The organism is Flavobacterium denitrificans DSM 15936, from assembly GCF_000425445.1.
Lineage (GTDB): Bacteria > Bacteroidota > Bacteroidia > Flavobacteriales > Flavobacteriaceae > Flavobacterium > Flavobacterium denitrificans.
Genome location: NZ_AUDL01000008.1, coordinates 103,508 through 123,259, shown reverse-complemented (window position 1 = coordinate 123,259; position 19,752 = coordinate 103,508). Strand labels below are relative to the sequence as shown.

Sequence of the window (19,752 nt, the reverse complement as noted above, 5' to 3'; positions counted from 1 at the left end):
TATGAAAATAACGCATGATGCATTAGCGGAAAAATTTATAGCAGATGAGCCAAGAACCGATTGGCACGACGAAACTTTGTGGTTTGTTCGTGCAAAACGTGATAAGGCCGCTCATGGTTTGCCGGAATGGGAACAATTAAGAGAATGGGGTTCGCAAATCAAGAATCGTACACTTTCTAATCTTTCCAATTATTTAATAGAATTTGAAAAAAATGCGCTTGCAAATGGTATAAAGGTCCACTGGGCTTCTGATGCTAAAGAACACAATGAAATTGTGCACGAAATCATAAAAAAGCACAAAATCCAGAAAATCGTCAAGAGCAAAAGCATGTTGACGGAAGAGTGCCATCTTAATGAATATTTGCATCATCACGGAATAGAAGTTGTCGATACAGATTTAGGAGAGCGAATCGTTCAATTTAGAAAAGAGCCTCCAAGTCATATTGTTTTGCCAGCGATTCATTTGAAAAAAGAAGATGTAAGTGCGACTTTCCATGAGCATTTGCAGACAGAAAAAGGAAATAACGATCCACAATATTTAACCGAGGCAGCAAGACAACACTTACGAAATAAATTTGTTGAATCAGATTTAGCGATTACGGGCGTTAATTTTGCAATTGCAGAAACCGGTGGTTTTGTAGTTTGCACCAATGAAGGAAATGCTGATATGGGCGCACATACTGCCAAAGTTCATATTGCCTGTATGGGATTTGAAAAATTGATTCCGAAAGCAGAAGATTTATCGGTATTTTTGAGATTGCTGGCAAGAAGCGCTACAGGGCAGCCTATCACAACATATTCGAGCCATTTTCATAAACCGAGACCGAATCAGGAAATGCATATTGTGATTGTAGATAACGGGCGTAGCAAGCAATTAGGAAGAGAAGATTTTAGAAACTCGCTGAAATGCATTCGCTGTGCGGCTTGTTTTAATACCTGTCCGGTGTATCGCAGAAGCGGTGGGCACAGTTATCACACGGCAGTCGCGGGGCCAATTGGATCGATTCTAAATCCAAATTTGGATATGAAAGCCAATGCCGATTTGCCTTTTGCATCTACTTTGTGCGGCAGTTGCAGTAATGTTTGTCCGGTGAAGATTAATATTCACGAGCAATTATGGAAATGGAGACAAGTAATTGTTTCAGAAGGTTATGTAGCGACGGGTAAAAAAGTTGGAATGAAGGGGGCGAGTTTTTTATTTTCGAATCCTAAAATGTATCGTTTAATTGGGAAAATAGGAAGATGGGGTATGCGTGCATTTCCATTAATGATAAATAATAAAGCAAATCCTTGGTTCAAACAAAGAGAAATGCCAGAAGCTCCAAAAGAATCATTTCGCGATTGGTATTTGAAAAACGGAAAAAATAAAAGTTGATGAGCGCGAGAGAAAATATATTGAATGCCATAGCGAGAAATCAGCCTGAATTGATTGATGTTCCTGTTATTGATCAAAATGTGATTATTCGCTATGAAGATAAATACGCTCAGTTTAAAGCGGTGTTAGAAAGTATTGGCGGTCAAACTGAATTGATTTCAGATGTAGCAATACTTAAAAAACAATTAATCGCAGATAAACAAAGCGGGGATTTTGTAGTGAATGCAATTGCAGAACTTGGCGACATTGACAATCAGATTGCTGAATTTACTGCTTTTGAACTTGAAAAAATCGAAAAAGCGTATATCAAAGGTACAGTTGGAGTTGCAGAAAACGGAGCAGTCTGGGTTTTTGAAAGCCAAATGATAAATCGATTGGTTCCTTTTATTTGCCAACATCTGATTGTGGTTATTGCGAAAAAAGATATTGTGGATACATTGCATCAGGCATATGATAAAATTGATGTCTCAAGAGAAGGCTTTGGAGTGTTCATAGCAGGCCCTTCAAAAACAGCTGATATTGAGCAGTCTCTAGTTATTGGAGCTCATGGTGCTAGAAGTGCCAAAATTTATGTAATTGAATAAGAAAAGTATAATATATTAAAAAGTAGTAAAATGAAACTAATACGATTTGGTGAAGCCGGAAAAGAGAAACCAGGTATTTTGGTAGATGAAAAAAGATTTGATGTATCATCGATAGTAACAGATTATAATGAAGCTTTTTTTGAGGAAGGTGGATTAGAAAAATTAAAAAAAGCTTTGGAAAGTAATCCTGTATTACCAGAAGTTGATGCTTCTGTTCGTTTGGGTTCTCCGGTGGCACGACCTTCAAAAATAATCTGTATTGGATTAAATTATGTGGATCATTGTCTTGAAACAAATGCTCCAATTCCAACTGAGCCCATTATTTTCTTTAAATCTAGCACTTCTTTATGTGGGCCAAACGACAATTTAATCATTCCAAAAAACAGTGAAAAAACAGATTGGGAAATTGAGTTGGCTTTTGTAGTAGGCAAAAAAGCAAGTTATGTAGAAGAAGCTGATGCTTTAGATTACGTCGCAGGTTATGCTCTAATAAATGATTACAGCGAAAGAGCTTTTCAAATAGAGCGTGGCGGACAATGGGCTAAAGGAAAAGGATGTGATACTTTTGCACCGCTTGGGCCATTCTTAGCAACTCAAGATGAAATAGAAGATGTTAACAACATTCCAATGTGGTTGACAGTAAACGGAAAAACATTCCAAAACAGCAATACTTCTAATTTGGTATTTAAAATTCCATTTTTAGTGCATTATTTAAGCCAGTTTATGACATTGCTTCCAGGTGATATCATTAGTACGGGAACGCCTCCAGGCGTTGGTTTAGGAATTAAACCAGATCCTATTTATCTTAAAGCTGGAGATGTTGTTGAATTAGGAATGCAAGGTTTAGGAAGTAGTAAACAACTAGCAGTAGCTTACACAAAATAGATTAACACAACCCCTTGGTGTAATTAATAAAAGGCACACAGAAATATAAACTTCAATGTTTCTGTGTGTTTATAAAATAGTGCTGTTTTGAGGGTAAAATGTTATCGTACAAATATCGGTATTTTTAATTTTTTCACTAATAATTAATAAAATATAAACATGGTAAAGTCATTTTTCTTTTCCCTTCTTTTGTGCAGTGCGGTGTCATTTGCTCAGGAAGTAAATATCATTCCGCAACCGGTAAAATTGGTTAAAAATGTGGGAAATTTTGTGATTAATTCGCAAACTAATTTGGTTGTTGCCAATAAAGAAGATCAAGCTACAGCAACTTTTCTTAATAAATATTTGACTGATTATTATGGTTTTGCTTTGCCAATAACACAAAAAGCAAGCAAAAATTCGATTAAATTCACTAGCAAGAAAAATAGCAGCGGACTGAAAGGTGAGGGCTATGCTTTAAAGTCAGATAAAAATGGTGTTGAGATAACAGGAAACTCGCCTATCGGTACTTTTTATGGAATGCAGACACTTATACAGTTGCTTCCGGTAGAAAAAAGCAACAGTTTGGCAATAGCAGCAGTTGAAGTAAACGATGAACCTCGTTTTGTTTATAGAGGCGCAATGTTGGATGTTGGGCGTCATTTCTTTCCGGTTTCATTTGTTAAAAAGTATATTGATTATTTGGCTTTGCACAAACTAAATTATTTTCATTGGCATTTAACCGAAGATCAAGGCTGGAGAATCGAAATCAAAAAATATCCAAAACTTACAGAAATTGGTTCAAAAAGAAACGGAAGCATCATTGGAAGATATCCTGGTAAAGGAAGCGATAATACTGTTGAGCAAGGTTTTTATACTCAAGAAGAAGTAAAAGAAATTGTAAAATATGCGGCAGACCGATTTATTACGGTAATTCCAGAAATTGAAATGCCTGGACATGGAAGTGCAGCTATCGCAGCTTATCCAGAATTGAGCTGTTTTCCAAACGAAAAAACAAATCTTCCGGATAATATGATTTCTGACCTAAGCAAAAAAGAAATGGCTAGCGGCAGAAACAAAATCGTGCAGGAAACTTGGGGTGTTCATGCCGATATTTTTATTCCGACTGAAAATACTTTCAAATTTTTAGAAGATGTTATTGATGAGGTAGTGACTTTATTTCCGTCAAAATATATTCATATTGGAGGAGATGAAGCGCCCAAAGATGCTTGGAAAAAAAGCGAATTTTGTCAGCAATTGATAAAAGAAAAAAATCTAAAAGATGAGCATGGTTTGCAGAGTTATTTCATTCAGCGTATGGAGAAATACATCAATAAGAAAGGAAGAACGCTTATTGGTTGGGATGAAATCTTAGAAGGCGGTCTCGCACCAAACGCAGTCGTTATGAGCTGGAGAGGTGAAGAAGGCGGAATTGCGGCAGCTAAAGAAAATCATCAAGTTATTATGACGCCGGGAAGCCATGTTTATTTAGATCATTCTCAAACTAAAAATGAAAAAGAAGTTACCATCGGTGGATTTTTGCCATTAGAAAAAGTCTATAGTTACGAACCGATTCCAAAAGAATTGAATGAGCAACAAGCGAAATACGTTTTAGGTGCTCAAGGAAACGTTTGGACAGAATATATGGCGAATCCGGCGAAGGTTGAATACATGATATTTCCAAGATTAAGTGCGTTGAGCGAAGTATTATGGTCTCCAAAAGAAAGCAAAGATTGGGCTCAATTTCAAACGAAGGTTGAAACTATGAAAAAGCGTTATGTTATTTGGGGTGCGAATTATTTTAAAGAGTAATCAAAGTAAATCAAAAAGACAGTTCAAAATGAGCTGTCTTTTTTTTATTGGGGAAAACGATCAAATCGTTTTTCTTTTCATAACAGAGCTTTAATCTTGAAGAAAAATTTTTTAAACGACTTATCATGTCAAAAAATGATTTTGTCGCTTCAGAATACGTTAAGTTCAAAACTGAGGTGTTTAGCAGGATAAAAAAGAGTCTTTAAAAAAAATATAGACGATAAATCTTCATAAGATCAGAGTGTTATAAACAAAAAAAAACACCACTAAAAGTGGTGTTTTGGACTGTAGCGAGGACGGGAGTTGAACCCGTGACCTCAGGGTTATGAATCCTGCGCTCTAACCAACTGAGCTACCTCGCCTGGACTGCTATTAGGAGTAATTCCTGATTGCGGGTGCAAAGATAGAAATAATATTAAAGCATACAAGCATAAAATGAAGAAAAAAAAATATTTTTAAAAACGCATTGTTTTTGGACATATATTCTTATATTTCGAAAAAATTAAACGCAGCACATGGATTCAAAAATACGTTACGAAATCGAGTTCCCGATCAATTCTTCGCCGCAATTATTGTATCAATATATATCAACGCCGTCAGGTTTGTCAGAGTGGTTTGCAGACAATGTAAATTCAAGAGGCGAATTTTTTACTTTCATTTGGAACGACTCGCAAGAAAAAGCGCGTTTAGCATCTAAAAAAACTGGAGAAAAAGTGAAATTTAAGTGGGTTGACGAAAGCAGTAAAGACACTGAATACTTTTTTGAACTGCACATTTTAGTTGATGAATTGACTAAAGATGTGTCGTTAATGGTAGTTGATTTTGCTGAAAAAGAAGAAGTAGGAGAGGCTAAACAATTGTGGGAGAATCAAATCTCAGACTTAAAACATCTTATAGGATCTGTTTAGTAAAAGTCTTTTTTATACCTTATATTTGCCCTGAACAAAATTCAGGGTTTTTTTATGATCAATTTTAACGGAAACATAGTGGCGCAAGAAGAGAATATATTAACTCAAAATCGCGCCTTTTTATATGGAGATGGTGTTTTTGAAACACTGAAAATAATCAATAACAAGATTTTGTTTCTCGAAGATCATTATTTCCGTTTAATGGCTTCAATGCGTGTAGTTAGGATGGAGATTCCTATGAGTTTTACTATGGAATTTTTTGAAGAACAAGTTTTGAAATTGGTTCAGCAAAAAAATATTTCAACATCAGCAAGAGCGAGAATTACTGTTTTTAGAAATGATGGCGGATTATATTTGCCTCATACAAACAATGTTTCGTATTTGATTCATGCAACGCCACTTGAAAACACCGCTTATGCTTTAAACACTTCTGAATACGAGGTTGATTTATATAAAGACTTCTATGTGGCCAAACAATTATTATCGTCGATTAAAACGACAAATAAGATGATAAATGTCACGGGAAGCATTTTTGCACACGAAAACGGCCTTGCAAATTGTTTGCTTATTAATGACGTTAAAAACGTAATTGAAGGTTTACAAGGCAATTTATTTATGCTTACGGGCAAAAAATTAGTGACGCCTCCAGTTTCTGAAGGTTGTTTAAATGGAATTATGCGCAAGCAGATTTTAGCTTTGGCTAAAAAAGTTGAAGGCATAGAAGTTTCCGAAGAAATAATTTCACCGTTTGATCTTCAAAAGGCGGATGAATTATTCTTGACAAATGTAATCACGGGAATACAACCGATAACTAAATATCGAAAAAAGGAGTTTAAAAGCAGTCTGGCTCATTTATTAGTGCAGAAGCTAAATGAATCCATATCTGAAAATTAATTCAGATAAGGATTTTCAGGTGCATTTGACCAAATAAGATAATCACCTCCCAGCTCAATTATTTGCTCTTTCCAAAAATGAGTGGTGGATTTTCCGATAATTTTGTTTTTGTAATTATTATCGGCAATGATCCAGGAGTTTCCCTGCATTTCATTTTCAAGCTGATTTTCATCCCAGCCAGTATAGCCTAAGAAAAAACGAATGTTATTTTTGCTAATAGATCCGTCGTTTATTAAGTCCTTCGTGGATTCAAAATCGCCTCCCCAATAAATTCCATTAGAAATCTCGACACTATTCGGGATCAGTTCAGGAATATTGTGAATAAAATATAGGTTATCCTGCTCGACAGGGCCTCCGTTGTATATTTTAAAGTTGGCATCAATTTCTGGTATCAGATCATTAATAGTGTATTTTAAAGGTTTATTAATGATGAATCCTATTGATCCTTCTTTGTTATGGTCTGCTAATAAAATTACCGATCTGTTAAATGATAAATCTCCAATTATTGAAGGCTCGGCAATAAGCAGGTGTCCTTTTTTTAATTTTTCTGAAATCATACGGCTACAATTTTTATTAAATTTAATCATAAAATTTTGAACTGCCCAAAAAAAATCGTTAAACCGCATAAAAAAACCCTCCATGAGGAGGGTTTTAATTATAATATAAGTTTAGAGAACTTTCTTACTTAGTTCACTGCACCTTCTAATTCAGCTCCAGCTTTGAATTTTACTACATTTTTAGCAGCAATTTTGATAGTTTTACCTGTTTGAGGGTTTCTACCATCTCTAGCAGCTCTAGAAGATACTGACCAAGATCCGAAACCTACTAAAGAAATTCTTCCTCCTTTTTTCAAAGTAGATCCTACATTTCCTAAAAATGACTCTAAAGCTAATTTTGCCGCAGCTTTTGTGATTCCTGCATCAGCAGCGATAGCATCGATTAATTCTGATTTGTTCATAATAATTAGTTATTAATTGTTGGTTAAAAAAAATTGTTAATACACAAATTTAGTAGGAAATCCGTTGCGTGCAAGTCTTTTCCTTAATTTTAGCTGTAATTGTTAATAACTTGCTTTTTTTGTTCATAAAGCATGTTGTTTATCGATCAAAATCAGGTAGAAACCCCTGTTTTACTGAGCTTAATACATCTTTGCATCATCAGAAAAAGTGATGCCGTTTAATATTTCTGCTGCCTGCATTCTCTTTTTTCCAGGAAATTGCAAGCTAAAAAGCTGAATGAAGCCATCTTTGACTGCAATTTTGATTTCTTTTTTACTGCTGATCAGTTTTCCGGTTTCGTAAGAATGATTTTCTGTAACCAGTTTTGCATCATATATCTTGATATTCAATTCTTCATTTTTATCTTTCAAAAAACACCACGATGCAGGATACGGACTCAAACCGCGAATCAAATTGTTGATTTCATTTCCTGATTTTGTCCAATCTATTTTGCAATTTTCTTTATTTAGTTTATATGCTGTTTTAATATCAGCGTGATCTTCTTGAATTGTAGTGCTTACATTTCCTTTTTCGATAACCTTCAAAGTTTCAATTACAGTTGTACTTCCTAAATGCATTAATCGGTCGTGAAGTTGTCCTGCGTTTTCTGTTGGTTCAATATCAATTTCCGAATTTAAAATCATTGCACCGGTATCAATTTTATCATCTATAAAGAAAGTGGTGACGCCTGTTTTTGTTTCTCCATTAATAATAGCCCAGTTTATTGGCGCTGCACCACGATAATTTGGCAATAAAGAAGCGTGCAGATTAAATGTCCCTAAACTTGGCATTTCCCAAACTACTTTTGGAAGCATTCTAAAAGCAACTACAATTTGCAGATTGGCGTTCAAAGCTTTTAATTCGGCTAAAAAGCTTTCATCTTTTAAATTGGTTGGCTGCAATAAGGTAAGGTTGTTTTCTAAAGCGTATTCCTTAACAGCCGAATATTTTATTTTTTGTCCACGTCCTGCTGGTTTGTCTGCAGCGGTAATAACGCCAACAACTTCGTAATTGTTTTTAAGAATGGTATCCAGAATGCCAACAGCAAATTCTGGAGTTCCCATAAATATAATTCGCAATTTTTCCATTATGTTTTTAAAGTGTATTTGTTATTTGCTAAAATAACGATATGATTGTTTTCTAATAATTCCTGAATCACGTCTAAGACATCTTTAGCGTCTAGTTTTATCAGATTCTGAATTTCACGCGAAGTTAAGGCAGTTGCTTTTAATAAGTGCAGAATTTTGTCAGCAATCGAATCGGCTTCTGTGATTTTTCCTTTTTGTGTAATACAATAGGAGCAAACACCGCAATTATCATTTGTTTCTTCTCCAAAATAATCCAAAACCAATCGGTTCTTACAAGTTTTGTCTTCCTTGATATAATAAAGTACAGACGAAAGTTGATCGCGTTTCAGTTTGTTTTGCTTTTCCAGATATTTTGAAACGCGGTTTATCGTTAAATCATCTTCTCGAACTTCATTAAATAAAATCGTAGCATCGTTATTTTTTGATTTATATTCGATGATTTCTTTTTCTTTTAATTTTTCTAAAAGTGTTGTGACCTGTTCTTCGGTATGATTTGATTTTTTTGCGATCAACGAAAGATTCAGTGGCGTTTTCATTTCGTGAATTCCTGGATAGGTTCTTAAAATCGCCAAAATAATTTCCTCATCATTCGGATTCAAACTCATATATCGAATCACTTCTTTTGATTCAATCAAAAATTGCATCGTCACTTTTTCTGAAAATTCCTGAGACATCGTAATGATTCCCTGTTGATTCAAAAATTGCAAAGCATTATATGTTTTCAAAGTCGGAAAATCATATTTATTGCAAAAATGATTCATTTTAAAAGAATACGAATCGTCTAAACCTTCACCGTATGCAATCTGAAAATAATTGCAAAGTTTGATATACATGGTTTTCAGAAACTTTTTATCTGGTAAAATGTTTATGAACTGCTGTTCGGTTTGAGTTGCATCTGAATTATTATAAAGTAAAACCGAAAACGCTTTTTCGCCATTTCGTCCCGCTCTTCCAGATTCTTGATAATAATTTTCCAGATTTTCCGGCAATTGCGTGTGAATAACGGTTTTTACATTGTCTTTGTCGATTCCCATTCCAAACGCATTTGTAGCCACGATAACCTGTGCTTGTTCAGACATCCACAATTGCATGTTTTTGTCTTTTTCTTGAGCCGAAAGTCCGCCGTGATAATATGTGGCTCGAAAACCTAAAGATTGCAATTGTGTCGAAATATTCAAACACGATTTTCTGTTTCGTACATATATAATAGAAGGTTGCGGATTTTTCTTTAAAATCTGCTCCACGCGATACAATTTGTCTTCAACTTCAAAAACCATGTACGCAATATTTTTTCGTTCGAAAGATTGCTGGAAAAGTTTCGTGTCTTTTAATCCCAATTCAGTTTTGATGTCTTCTACAACTCTTGGAGTAGCAGTTGCAGTCAAAGCCAAAAACGGAATTTTAGGAAAGAATTTTTTTAGTTCAGAGATTTTTAAATAAGCTGGCCTAAAATCATGACCCCATTGCGAAACACAATGCGCTTCGTCAATAGCAATCAAATTGATAGGGAGGTTTTTGATGCGTTCCAAAATCCAGTCCGACTGCAAACGTTCTGGCGAAAGATATAAGAATTTATAATTTCCGAATTGGCAATTATCCAAAAGATCAATAATTTCTTCAGTGTGAATTCCGCCGGTAAGGGCAATGGCTTTGATATCTCTTTTTTGCAAATTCGCTACTTGATCTTTCATCAAAGCAATCAAAGGCGAAATTACCAAGCAAATTCCCTCACGCATCATAGCAGGAACCTGAAAACAAATCGATTTTCCGCCACCAGTTGGTAAAAGCGCAAAAGTATCCTGACCCTCTAAAACCGAATCAATAATTTCTTTTTGCAAAGGTCGGAAACTTTGATGTTTCCAGTATTTTAAAAGAATTTCTTGTGCTTCCTGCATGGCCAAAGTGTTAAAGTTAAAAATTTAGAAATCAGTTTCTAGTTTTGCAACTTTAAAACCCGCCACTAAATTTTATCTAAGATATAAAGAATTCTGTTTTCAACGGTATCTTTTGGAACTTCAATCAAATTGTAGCCATATTTTTTATAGGTTTCAATAAGATGGTTTTGAATTTCCACTGCTTGTTCAAAATTTTCATAACGTTCTGTGTCGCTTTGATAAATTTCTTCCCAAGGCGGTAAAATGAAAGTTTTAGAATATTTGAAATCTTCGCATGCTTTTACAAAACTTTCTGGATATTCGTCGCCAATATAATCCATATAAGCCACAACATCAGGAATTCCACGATCAATAAAAACTACATTATCAGGTTCTTTCTGAGCGTTTTCAAATTGCTTGATGCGTCCTTCCAAAAGCATTTCGCTAAACAATAATGGCTGTTCCAAGAACAATTGCTCGATGCCTCTTTTTTGAGCTTCGAGTGTAACTTCTCTAGAAATTTCAGGGTAACAGCAGTAGCCACGAGCTACTAATTCGTTTATCAGCGTAGATTTTCCTGTACCAGGACCGCCAAGGAGAACTATGATTTCTTTTTGCACTATTCTAAAAATAAAGGGCAAATTTACCTAAACTTATTCATAATTAAAAAGAATATTTATCAGAAGCGAAAAATTTGGCATTTTTAGAAAAAAAACTCTTTTTGCGGGGTTGAAAAATATTACGGTCAACTGGACTGAAGTCCAGCTCTACAATATGGTTCATTCCTGCGAAATTAAATTGCAAAAAAGAGCCAAAGGCTCGGCGAATATTGTAGGGCTGGACTTCAGTCCAGTTCAGAGATGCGTGTTTGAAGTTTTGAATTGTTTAGTTTTTTAAATTAATTTCAAATTGTTGAAAAAAAGAATCTTATGCATAAATGGTTTTACTTCTTTAAAATATGCGATCTCACAGTTTTTTCCATTTTCAAAAAAGGTGTTTTCCTGGATAATTAAATAATAGAATCTGTTTTTCTTGTCAATTACCAAATAGAGATCATAAAAGATATAGCAGATTTTGATGATTCCTCCTGAATCAAGTCTGGAAAAATCATATGGTTTTTGATTTCTTTTTAAGGCTAAAGCTATATTTTTTTGCGAATCGATAATTGATTTTAAATATGATAAAACATGGTTTTTGCTCGTTTCTTTAAATGTTTTTAAATAGAAAATATGATCTCCATTTTCGAATTCATGGTATTCTTTAGATAAAGATATTACTTGTTCTAATCTTTTTCTTTTGTTGAATTCTTTAATTTCATTTGAAGTAAGCATTTTTTTCTGAAAATTAATTACTCGCAAAATAAATACTTTCCTGAATCCTTGCCTTTTTTATTAGAAGGAACAATAACATGCGATTGAAATCTTTTTCCTTTTAAAACATCATTCACAAAATCCAAAACGTATTGTTGTCCTTGGTGAAAAAGATAACCAGAGAATTCATGTCCGCCTCCACAAAAAGTAATCAATTCAACATCTTTATGCAAATCGTTCATTTGATTGTAAACAGCATAAGATCCAAAAAGAATCAACCAACCAGAAGCATTTGTTGGGCACGAACGATGTGAGCCTGCAGCATACGGAACGGTTTCATCGCTATTTCCATGCGCCAATAGCATCGGAATTGCTTTTTCTTTCGTAATCAAATTAATATCCTGAATCGCCCCCGAACCTCCAATTAAACCTTTGTATTTGAAGTTTTCTGGAAGATTGTTTTTGTAAAGATTCATCAATTTGTAATCCCAAAAAGCTGCATGGTAACTAATTTCTGCTCCGGCACTAATTCCAGAAATAAAGATTTTTGAAGTATCGAGATTGTATTTATCTGCATTTTCGACTAAATATCCAGTTGCTTGCCACATGTCGCTCACGCCAATTTGAATTGCTTTTATTTTTTCGGTTAAAGTTCCTTTGCAACCAAAATCTTTATTTTTCATGTATAAACTATACGAAATGCTCGCAACCGCATATCCGTTTTGTGCCATAAACATTGCAAATTCTTTTTCGCTGGTACGCTCTCCTCCAGAAAATCCGCCACCAAAAGCAAACATTATTAAGGGGATTTTTTCGCCAGCTTTTTTCTTTGGCAGATATAAATCTAAATCCAGTTTTAGAGTGTCGTTTTGGAAATAAGTGAGTGTTTTAACTTCTTGTGCTTGGATGTTGTTGGCTATAAGCGCGATAAAAAGTAAAAGATTTTTTTTCATTGTAATGTTTTTTTAATCTCGCAAAGACGCAGAGTCGCAAAGAAGTTTAAAAACTTTGCGTCTTCGCGACTTCGCGAGCAAATTTTGTAGTAATGCAATCTCAAATATAAGCGTAAAATTTACATTGAAATAATCTTCTAAATCTTTTTTCTCTCCACCTTTGTAACTTTGTAACTTTGAACCTTTTTTCGAAAGAAAAAATCTAAAAAGTCTAAAATCAAAAACGTATATTTGCGTTTATTTTTAATTACGAATGGAGAACGATAAAGAAAAAAATACAGCCGAATTTTACGAAAGATTAAAATTAGAGCTTGATAACGCAAATACTTGGCCAGCAGAATATTTGTACAAATTCATTGTGCCTTCTGTTGCAGATAATGTAGAGCGTGTTGAAAAAGCTTTTGACAGAATGGGAGCGGTTATTAAAACAACAAAATCAAAAACAGGTAAGTTTACCAGCGTTTCTGTAGATGTTACAATGAACAGCTCAGATGATGTGATCAGTAAATACAAAGAAGTTTCTACAATAGAAGGTATAGTTTCATTATAAACTTATGATCGAAAAATATAAAAGAGAAGCCGCAAGTGATGTTGTCTATAATCTAGAATATAATTCTGAAAGACAACGATTAATAATTCCCGAATATGGTCGTCATTTACAAAAATTGATCGATCAGGCTACCGCTATTGAAGATGATGAAACGCGCAATAAAGCTGCGAAATACATCATTCAAGTTATGGGAAGCTTGAATCCGCATTTGCGTGATGTGCCCGATTTTCAACACAAATTGTGGGATCAGCTTTTTATTATGTCTGATTTCAAATTGAACGTTGAATCGCCATATCCAATTCCGTCACGAGATGTTCTGCAATTAAAACCAGAGACTTTGCAGTATCCGCAAAACTTCCCAAAATACAGATTTTACGGAAACAACATTAAATATATGATTGATGTTGCCAATAAATGGGAAGAAGGTGAAATGAAAAACGCTTTGGTTATGGTTATTGCAAACCACATGAAGAAATCTTTCTTAAGTTGGAACAAAGACACTGTAAAAGATGATGTGATATTTGAGCATCTATATGAACTTTCTGGAGGAAAAATCAATTTGTTGCACAGTACAGAAGAGCTTTTGAACACAACAGATTTAATGCGTACCAACAAAAGAGTGTCAAATAAAACTACTCAGGGAGGACAAGCAAAAACACAGAACAATAAAAACAATAAAGGAAGTAAACAGAAAAACTTTCAAAAAAACAATAATCAGAAATAAAAAAAGCTGCTAAGCTACTAAGCTACTAAGTTGCTGAGTTTTTACTTAGAATCTTAGAGTCTCAGAATCTTAGAAACTTTAAAAGAACCTAAAAACAATCTATGGGAATTTTTAAAATCGAAGGAGGAACTCCTTTAAAAGGAGAAATCACTCCGCAAGGAGCAAAAAATGAGGCATTACAAATTTTATGTGCCGTGCTTCTAACAGGAGAGAAAGTAAAAATTAATAACATTCCTGATATTATAGACATCAATAAATTAATCACTTTGTTGGGGAATTTAGGGGTGAAGATTCAACGCAATGAGCCAGGATCAATTACTTTTCAAGCTGATGAGGTTAATGTTGGATATTTAGAAACTGAAGCCTTCAAAAAAGAAGGTGGAGCGCTTCGTGGTTCTATTATGATTGTTGGGCCACTTTTGGCGCGTTTCGGAAAAGGATATATTCCAAAACCAGGAGGAGATAAAATTGGTCGTCGTAGATTAGATACGCACTTTGAGGGTTTCATCAATCTTGGAGCAAAATTCAGATATAACAGAGAAGATCACTTTTACGGAGTAGAAACTCCTGAGGAAGGTCTTAAAGGAACAGATATGCTTTTAGACGAGGCTTCTGTAACTGGAACTGCAAACATTGTAATGGCTGCCGTTTTAGCAAAAGGAACAACTACAGTTTATAACGCAGCTTGTGAGCCATACTTACAGCAATTGTGTAAAATGCTTAACTCTATGGGAGCTAAAATCACAGGAGTTGGTTCTAACTTATTGACTATTGAAGGTGTTGAAAGCCTTGGCGGTTGCGAGCATAGAATTCTTCCTGATATGATTGAAATCGGTTCTTGGATTGGTCTTGCGGCTATGACAAAAAGTGAAATCACAATCAAAAATGTAAGCTGGGAAAACCTAGGTTTGATTCCGAATACTTTTAGAAAACTTGGAATTACAGTTGAGAAACGTAATGATGATATTTATATTCCTGCTCACAAAGATGGATATGAAGTAAAAACGGATATCGATGGTTCTATCTTAACTATTGCAGATGCACCATGGCCAGGATTTACACCTGACTTATTAAGTATCGTTTTAGTCGTAGCAACACAAGCAAAAGGAGATGTTTTAATTCACCAAAAAATGTTCGAAAGCCGTTTGTTCTTCGTGGATAAATTAATCGATATGGGAGCAAAAATTATGTTATGTGATCCGCACAGAGCAGTGGTTATGGGACATAATTTCGAATCTCAATTGAAAGCAACTACAATGTCATCTCCTGATATTCGTGCAGGAATCTCATTATTGATTGCGGCGCTTTCTGCAAAAGGAACAAGTACAATCCAGAATATCGAGCAAATCGACCGTGGATATGAGCGTATCGACGAGCGTTTGAGAGCGATTGGAGCAAAAATCGTGAGAGCGTAAAAAAGTTATAGCCACGAATTACACGAATTGCACTAATTTTTATTTTTTAAAATTCAATTGCACAAGTTTAATTCTGAAAAAATTAGTGAAATAAAACGAAATATTAATCTTCGTGTAATTTGTGTAATTCGTGGCGAAAAAAATAAAAGTCGCTAAATGACAAACGAACAAAAAGCTGTAAAAGCTACTATATTTAGTATAATAGGAAACACCTGCTTGGCACTTATAAAAGGTCTCGCAGGTTTTTTTGGCAATTCATATGCCCTGATTGCTGATGCAATAGAATCAACGACAGATATATTTGCATCTTTTTTGGTGCTATTCGGAATCAAATATTCGAATAAACCAGCAGATGAAAATCATCCTTACGGTCACGGCCGTGCAGAACCTTTGATTACCTTTTTGGTGGTTGGATTTCTAATTACTTCAGCAACCATTATTGGTTACGAAAGTATTTCCAATATTGGTACTTCGCATGATTTGCCAAAATCTTGGACTTTGTATGTTTTGGGCGCAATTATTATTTGGAAAGAATATTCATTTCGTGTCGTAATGAAACGAAGTAAACAAACAAACAGTACTTCTTTGGCTGCTGATGCATGGCACCACAGAAGTGATGCCATAACTTCGGTAGCGGCGTTTATCGGGATTTCGATTGCTTTGGTTATGGGGAAAGGTTACGAATCAGCAGATGATTGGGCAGCACTTTTTGCTGCGTTTTTCATTTTATATAATAGTTACAAGATTTTCAGACCTGCACTTGGCGAAATTATGGATGAAAATCTTCATGAAGATTTAGTAGAAGAAATTCGCGTAAAAGCTTTATTGGTTCCTGGAATTCTTGGGACAGAAAAATGCTTTATACGTAAAGCAGGAATGAAATACCATGTTGATCTGCATGCGATTGTTTCTGCAAAAATTTCGGTAAAAGAAGGGCACGATTTAGCACACTTATTAAAAGATACTTTAAGAAAAGAAATCCCAGAACTTGGGCATGTTTTGATACATGTTGAGCCAGATGATTATAGTTGAAGATACTAAGTTTCTGAGTTACTAAGATTCTAAGGTTTTATTCTGTATAATCTAAAAAAGCCTTTGGGTTTAACCAAAGGCTTTTTTTAGATCTTGTAATTTCACTTTTTAAAGGTGAAAAAACTTAGATTCTTAGCAAATCAGAACCTTAGCGCCTTAGTCCAACACATTCAAAATCTTCAACCCAAATACGACACCATTTTGCTGCACACCACCTTGGTAAGAGTGAACATAATCGATTCGGAATACTTTGAATTTTCCAAAACCTAGGTTGTCTAAACCAACGGTGAATTCAGAGTACGGTTTTCGGTCTGGAATTGCCAATGCATGAAACCCAATATTCATTGTTGACTTTAAAAGATTGATCAACGGGATTTTATTAGTTACAAATCCCATATCGTTGTGTTCTAAATGCATTTCGAAATAACTGTCATTTGTTGAATTTGTATAGTATGGCATTAGATTGAAAACATTCAAATAACGATCTGTTGTACCAATGTGCGTTTGGTTTCCGTTGAAATGTCTATAATCTATGAAAGCGATATTTTCAGCATTATAGAATTTTCCGGCTTTGAAATTTGTTCCCAATGTTCCTTTGTTACCTAACGATAAATCATATTGGACAGAAGCGCCAATTCGCTCAAATTCATATTTTTTCTCGCTGGCAGCAAAGGCTTTTTCGAAGATTAAATATACAGTTGGATATTTTTCGTTCTTGATATTAAATCTTTCGTTAGGTCTCGAAATGTATTTATTTCCAAAATTAATTCTCGCACTCAAAGCAGTTTTAAATAAATGATGCTGATCAAAGGCTGGTGTCGTGAAATCATTTGGCGCCAGCGGATTATTGGACGAATAAATATCGTCTTGTTTAAAAAACGAATAATCAGTTGTATTGAAAAGAGGTTTTCGTTGTTCGTAAGCTATTTTTGCGTTTAGGTTTATTCCGTTTGCAACATCTTGAGTGTAATTAATTTGGGCAAATTCCAAATTGTACAGTTTCATATAATTGTCTTTGAAAAACAATGAACTTATGGAGTTGACAAATTTGGTAATTGGTTCTGTACTATTAAATTGTGCTGTTTTTGTTCCTCCAGAAACAAAAATTGAAGCGTAATTTATAGTGTTGAATTGATGACTGAATTCGCCTATAATACGTAAACGATCGTCTGAAAAACCATAATTGAATGTAGTACTTATAGAGGTGCTTTTCCCTTTTTCTTCATTCCATTTTTTAAATGAAAAACCAGAATCTAAATTGAATCCCTGAACCGTATTGAAACTTAAAGAACTCAAGTTTAATAAACCTTTGTAATTAAAAGAATAGCTTTTGAAGGTATTCTTGTAATCATACCCCATTAATACATCCCAAACTTTGAATTTATTGTTTTTAGCATCAATGGAATCAGTATATTTTCTTGATTTTCTGATAGTGAGCAAGCTGTCTTTTTTTGTGTAATCAGTACTTTCTTCGATAGTTAATGGAATTGGACGAATTTGATTCCAAAAAGCTTCGTCTTTTTTATTCGCATTTGGTTCAAAAGCCACAATTTCATTTCCGAAAGTTTTCTTTTCAAAAGAAGCCGGAAATTCATAATTGGAATACACGTAATTAAATGTTCCGGAGAATTTAATTCCGAAAACACCAGCGTTAAAAGAAAGCGATTGCGCATTTTTTGACCATATTTTATTCGCCGAATTATAGCTGAAACTTTGTTTCAATTTCATTATTTCGGTAAATTCATTTTTCATGCGATAGCCTTTTATTTCTAAATCAATCGCATAAATGGCAAAACTATCATCAATAATATAAATGTAGCCTTCAAAAACGGGTTCTTTGTCTCGTTTTGGTGTTACTTTAATTTTAAAGATTTGATGTTTATTGTCATCAAAAAAACTTCCTTCAAGTTTATATTTATAATAACTAAAGGCGTTGTCGGCGATCGGAGAAATGAGTTTGATGTCGAAATCTAAAGTATTGTCATAAAAATCATAAGTCGATAGTTCGGCAGTGTTGTAGCTGTATCCGTTATCATTTCCTGAGATTTTCGAAGCGATTATTTTCTCTTTTAATTTATCGGGCTTCTCAAAAGAGATTTTTGACACGGTTTCAGATAAATATAAAATTCCTGTTCCGGTTGAATCTAGGTTGGAAGCCATATCATCGCCAAGATCCACTTTTTGCCCTAAGATTTTTTTTGGCAAATCTTTTACTTTGAACATTCCTTTTGAATAAAAATCGGCTTTGTAGCGTCCCGTTTTATCTGAATTGTCTTTTTTATTTGCAATTGCACTTTTTATGATGGCATCAGCGGGATTGTTTTTAGGGTCAATTACAACTTCATTCAAAGTAAAACTTTCCTCAAACATTTTGACGTCAAGAGTGATTGTTTTTGAATCTGAAGAAACCGTGAGTTTTTGCGTTTTAAAACCTAAATATTGAAAAAGGATCTTGTTTTTACCGGGCTCTTTTACATTTAACTGATATTTTCCTTGTTCGTTTGAAGTTGTCCCAACATAAGTGTTTTCTTCAAAAACAGAAACAAATGGCAAAGGATTTCCTTTTTCATCGGTGATAGTTCCTTTGATTTGCGCAAAGGCAGTAAACGAAAAAAATAAAAGGGCAGATAAAATAAAGTTTTTCATGTAAGTGGTTTATCCTACAAAAATAGAATAAGTTGAATCTGAGCCTATTAATAATTTGTTAAATTGTGAAAGACGTTTCGAAGTGAATTTGCAATCTAAATTGATTGTAAAAACTGATAGATAAAAAAATGTTTCTCGCAGATTTAGCAAATTGTGCAGATTTTTTTATTCTATCAGATTTAAATCTTTGAAAATATTTTAAGCGCCAGCAAGATCCGCTTGATCTGCAAAATCTGCGAGAGAAAATTTAAATTCGATACTTTATAAAAAAGATTGAATTGCCAATTCATAGCTTTTAAGTCCGAAACCTAAAATTACTCCTTTTGCATTTCCAGATAAATAAGATTGATGTCTGAAGCTTTCACGTGCATAAGTATTTGAAATATGAACTTCAATAACAGGAGTTGTAACGGCTTTCATTGCATCTCCTAAACCAATTGATGTATGCGTATAAGCACCAGCATTTAAAATAATTCCGTCAAAGGTAAAACCGCATTCTTGAATTTTGCCAATCAGTTCGCCTTCAATATTGCTTTGATAATAGGAAAGTTCAATATTTGGAAATTTTGATTTCAACGTATCAAAATAATCTTCAAAAGTTTGGCTTCCATAAACTTCGGGTTCTCTTTTTCCTAAAAGATTCAAATTGGGTCCATTGATAATGCAGATTTTCATAAGTGTTTAGTTAAATTAAAGTATTGAATCATTTTACATTTTACAGAAAA

General features: G+C 34.2%; 19 protein-coding genes and 1 tRNA gene. 10 read left to right on the top strand and 10 right to left on the bottom strand.

From position 1 onward, the window contains the following. The first annotated feature begins 1 nt into the window (after position 1). The 4 genes from H600_RS0104220 (at position 2) to H600_RS0104205 (ending at position 4,635) form a co-directional block, all read left to right on the top strand. The gene (locus tag H600_RS0104220) at positions 2-1,375 is read left to right on the top strand and encodes a lactate utilization protein B (protein WP_026727624.1); all 1,374 of its coding nucleotides are present in this window, start codon (positions 2-4) and stop codon (positions 1,373-1,375) included. Further along, positions 1,375-1,959: a LutC/YkgG family protein gene (locus H600_RS0104215; RefSeq protein WP_026727623.1), complete on the top strand. Its 585-nt coding sequence runs from the start codon at positions 1,375-1,377 to the stop codon at positions 1,957-1,959. The genes H600_RS0104220 and H600_RS0104215 overlap by 1 nt, the downstream gene beginning before the upstream one ends. Before the next feature lie 30 nt (positions 1,960-1,989). Next, positions 1,990-2,844: a fumarylacetoacetate hydrolase family protein gene (locus tag H600_RS0104210; protein WP_026727622.1), complete on the top strand. Its 855-nt coding sequence runs from the start codon at positions 1,990-1,992 to the stop codon at positions 2,842-2,844. Positions 2,845-3,003: 159 nt separating this feature from the next. Further along, positions 3,004-4,635 (top strand): beta-N-acetylhexosaminidase, encoded by a 1,632-nt coding sequence (locus H600_RS0104205; protein WP_035108362.1) that lies wholly within the window; start codon positions 3,004-3,006, stop codon positions 4,633-4,635. A 288-nt stretch (positions 4,636-4,923) separates the two neighbouring features. Here H600_RS0104205 and H600_RS0104200 read toward each other — a convergent pair. After that, positions 4,924-4,997: transfer RNA gene (locus tag H600_RS0104200), tRNA-Met, on the bottom strand. Positions 4,998-5,150: 153 nt separating this feature from the next. Between H600_RS0104200 and H600_RS0104195 the strand changes: the two genes are divergently transcribed. Together H600_RS0104195 and H600_RS0104190 are read left to right on the top strand one after the other, a co-directional pair. Continuing rightward, positions 5,151-5,543 carry an START-like domain-containing protein gene (locus H600_RS0104195; RefSeq protein WP_026727620.1) on the top strand — a complete coding sequence of 131 codons (393 nt, stop codon included), beginning with the start codon at positions 5,151-5,153 and terminating at the stop codon, positions 5,541-5,543. 54 nt (positions 5,544-5,597) lie between these two features. Next, positions 5,598-6,437, top strand: coding sequence for an aminotransferase class IV (locus H600_RS0104190; RefSeq protein ID WP_026727619.1), 840 nt, complete (start codon positions 5,598-5,600; stop codon positions 6,435-6,437). Here H600_RS0104190 and H600_RS0104185 read toward each other — a convergent pair. From H600_RS0104185 to H600_RS0104145, 7 genes are all read right to left on the bottom strand, one after another. After that, positions 6,434-6,994, bottom strand: coding sequence for a YqgE/AlgH family protein (locus tag H600_RS0104185; protein WP_026727618.1), 561 nt, complete (start codon positions 6,992-6,994; stop codon positions 6,434-6,436). The two genes, H600_RS0104190 and H600_RS0104185, sit on opposite strands and share 4 nt — an antisense overlap. A gap of 128 nt (positions 6,995-7,122) precedes the next feature. Further along, on the bottom strand, positions 7,123-7,395 hold the full coding sequence (locus tag H600_RS0104180) for an HU family DNA-binding protein (protein ID WP_026727617.1): 273 nt from the start codon (positions 7,393-7,395) through the stop codon (positions 7,123-7,125). Between the two features lie 180 nt (positions 7,396-7,575). Further along, the gene (gene fmt / locus H600_RS0104175) at positions 7,576-8,523 is read right to left on the bottom strand and encodes a methionyl-tRNA formyltransferase (protein ID WP_026727616.1); all 948 of its coding nucleotides are present in this window, start codon (positions 8,521-8,523) and stop codon (positions 7,576-7,578) included. Further along, entirely contained in the window at positions 8,523-10,418 is a 1,896-nt protein-coding gene (locus tag H600_RS0104170) for a RecQ family ATP-dependent DNA helicase (RefSeq protein ID WP_026727615.1), read from the bottom strand. The genes fmt and H600_RS0104170 overlap by 1 nt, the downstream gene beginning before the upstream one ends. A gap of 65 nt (positions 10,419-10,483) precedes the next feature. Further along, positions 10,484-11,017, bottom strand: coding sequence for an AAA family ATPase (locus H600_RS0104165; RefSeq protein ID WP_026727614.1), 534 nt, complete (start codon positions 11,015-11,017; stop codon positions 10,484-10,486). Between the two features lie 273 nt (positions 11,018-11,290). Beyond that, the gene (locus H600_RS0104150; protein ID WP_026727613.1) at positions 11,291-11,728 is read right to left on the bottom strand and encodes a hypothetical protein; all 438 of its coding nucleotides are present in this window, start codon (positions 11,726-11,728) and stop codon (positions 11,291-11,293) included. A 17-nt stretch (positions 11,729-11,745) separates the two neighbouring features. Next, entirely contained in the window at positions 11,746-12,660 is a 915-nt protein-coding gene (locus tag H600_RS0104145; protein WP_026727612.1) for an alpha/beta hydrolase family protein, read from the bottom strand. Between the two features lie 253 nt (positions 12,661-12,913). Here H600_RS0104145 and H600_RS0104140 point away from each other — a divergent pair, with 253 nt between their 5' ends. The 4 genes from H600_RS0104140 to H600_RS0104125 all read left to right on the top strand — a co-directional run bounded on the left by H600_RS0104140 (position 12,914) and on the right by H600_RS0104125 (position 16,381). After that, a complete protein-coding gene (locus H600_RS0104140; protein WP_026727611.1) occupies positions 12,914-13,210 on the top strand; it encodes a DUF493 family protein in 297 nt (98 codons plus the stop codon). 4 nt (positions 13,211-13,214) lie between these two features. Next, positions 13,215-13,934 carry a DUF4290 domain-containing protein gene (locus tag H600_RS0104135; protein WP_026727610.1) on the top strand — a complete coding sequence of 240 codons (720 nt, stop codon included), beginning with the start codon at positions 13,215-13,217 and terminating at the stop codon, positions 13,932-13,934. A 101-nt stretch (positions 13,935-14,035) separates the two neighbouring features. Continuing rightward, the gene (murA, locus tag H600_RS0104130) at positions 14,036-15,349 is read left to right on the top strand and encodes a UDP-N-acetylglucosamine 1-carboxyvinyltransferase (RefSeq protein ID WP_026727609.1); all 1,314 of its coding nucleotides are present in this window, start codon (positions 14,036-14,038) and stop codon (positions 15,347-15,349) included. A gap of 156 nt (positions 15,350-15,505) precedes the next feature. After that, positions 15,506-16,381, top strand: a complete 876-nt coding sequence (locus H600_RS0104125; protein ID WP_026727608.1) for a cation diffusion facilitator family transporter — start codon at positions 15,506-15,508, stop codon at positions 16,379-16,381. A 156-nt stretch (positions 16,382-16,537) separates the two neighbouring features. Here H600_RS0104125 and H600_RS0104120 read toward each other — a convergent pair whose 3' ends face one another. Both H600_RS0104120 and aroQ read right to left on the bottom strand, forming a co-directional pair. Beyond that, positions 16,538-19,027, bottom strand: a complete 2,490-nt coding sequence (locus H600_RS0104120; RefSeq protein ID WP_026727607.1) for a DUF5686 and carboxypeptidase regulatory-like domain-containing protein — start codon at positions 19,025-19,027, stop codon at positions 16,538-16,540. A gap of 261 nt (positions 19,028-19,288) precedes the next feature. Further along, a complete protein-coding gene (gene aroQ / locus H600_RS0104115; RefSeq protein ID WP_026727606.1) occupies positions 19,289-19,702 on the bottom strand; it encodes a type II 3-dehydroquinate dehydratase in 414 nt (137 codons plus the stop codon). Positions 19,703-19,752 lie beyond the last annotated feature (50 nt).

Bases quoted from the DNA above. Each gene is read 5' to 3' on its own strand.
- H600_RS0104125 (WP_026727608.1), top strand. From the start codon at position 15,506: ATGACAAACGAACAAAAAGCTGTAAAAGCTACTATATTTAGTATAATA.
- H600_RS0104180 (WP_026727617.1), bottom strand. From the start codon at position 7,395: ATGAACAAATCAGAATTAATCGATGCTATCGCTGCTGATGCAGGAATC.
- H600_RS0104170 (WP_026727615.1), bottom strand. From the start codon at position 10,418: ATGCAGGAAGCACAAGAAATTCTTTTAAAATACTGGAAACATCAAAGT.
- H600_RS0104150 (WP_026727613.1), bottom strand. From the start codon at position 11,728: ATGCTTACTTCAAATGAAATTAAAGAATTCAACAAAAGAAAAAGATTA.
- H600_RS0104185 (WP_026727618.1), bottom strand. From the start codon at position 6,994: ATGATTTCAGAAAAATTAAAAAAAGGACACCTGCTTATTGCCGAGCCT.
- H600_RS0104215 (WP_026727623.1), top strand. From the start codon at position 1,375: ATGAGCGCGAGAGAAAATATATTGAATGCCATAGCGAGAAATCAGCCT.
- H600_RS0104205 (WP_035108362.1), top strand. From the start codon at position 3,004: ATGGTAAAGTCATTTTTCTTTTCCCTTCTTTTGTGCAGTGCGGTGTCA.
- H600_RS0104145 (WP_026727612.1), bottom strand. From the start codon at position 12,660: ATGAAAAAAAATCTTTTACTTTTTATCGCGCTTATAGCCAACAACATC.
- H600_RS0104190 (WP_026727619.1), top strand. From the start codon at position 5,598: ATGATCAATTTTAACGGAAACATAGTGGCGCAAGAAGAGAATATATTA.
- fmt (WP_026727616.1), bottom strand. From the start codon at position 8,523: ATGGAAAAATTGCGAATTATATTTATGGGAACTCCAGAATTTGCTGTT.
- H600_RS0104195 (WP_026727620.1), top strand. From the start codon at position 5,151: ATGGATTCAAAAATACGTTACGAAATCGAGTTCCCGATCAATTCTTCG.
- H600_RS0104120 (WP_026727607.1), bottom strand. From the start codon at position 19,027: ATGAAAAACTTTATTTTATCTGCCCTTTTATTTTTTTCGTTTACTGCC.
- H600_RS0104135 (WP_026727610.1), top strand. From the start codon at position 13,215: ATGATCGAAAAATATAAAAGAGAAGCCGCAAGTGATGTTGTCTATAAT.
- murA (WP_026727609.1), top strand. From the start codon at position 14,036: ATGGGAATTTTTAAAATCGAAGGAGGAACTCCTTTAAAAGGAGAAATC.
- aroQ (WP_026727606.1), bottom strand. From the start codon at position 19,702: ATGAAAATCTGCATTATCAATGGACCCAATTTGAATCTTTTAGGAAAA.
- H600_RS0104210 (WP_026727622.1), top strand. From the start codon at position 1,990: ATGAAACTAATACGATTTGGTGAAGCCGGAAAAGAGAAACCAGGTATT.
- H600_RS0104220 (WP_026727624.1), top strand. From the start codon at position 2: ATGAAAATAACGCATGATGCATTAGCGGAAAAATTTATAGCAGATGAG.
- H600_RS0104140 (WP_026727611.1), top strand. From the start codon at position 12,914: ATGGAGAACGATAAAGAAAAAAATACAGCCGAATTTTACGAAAGATTA.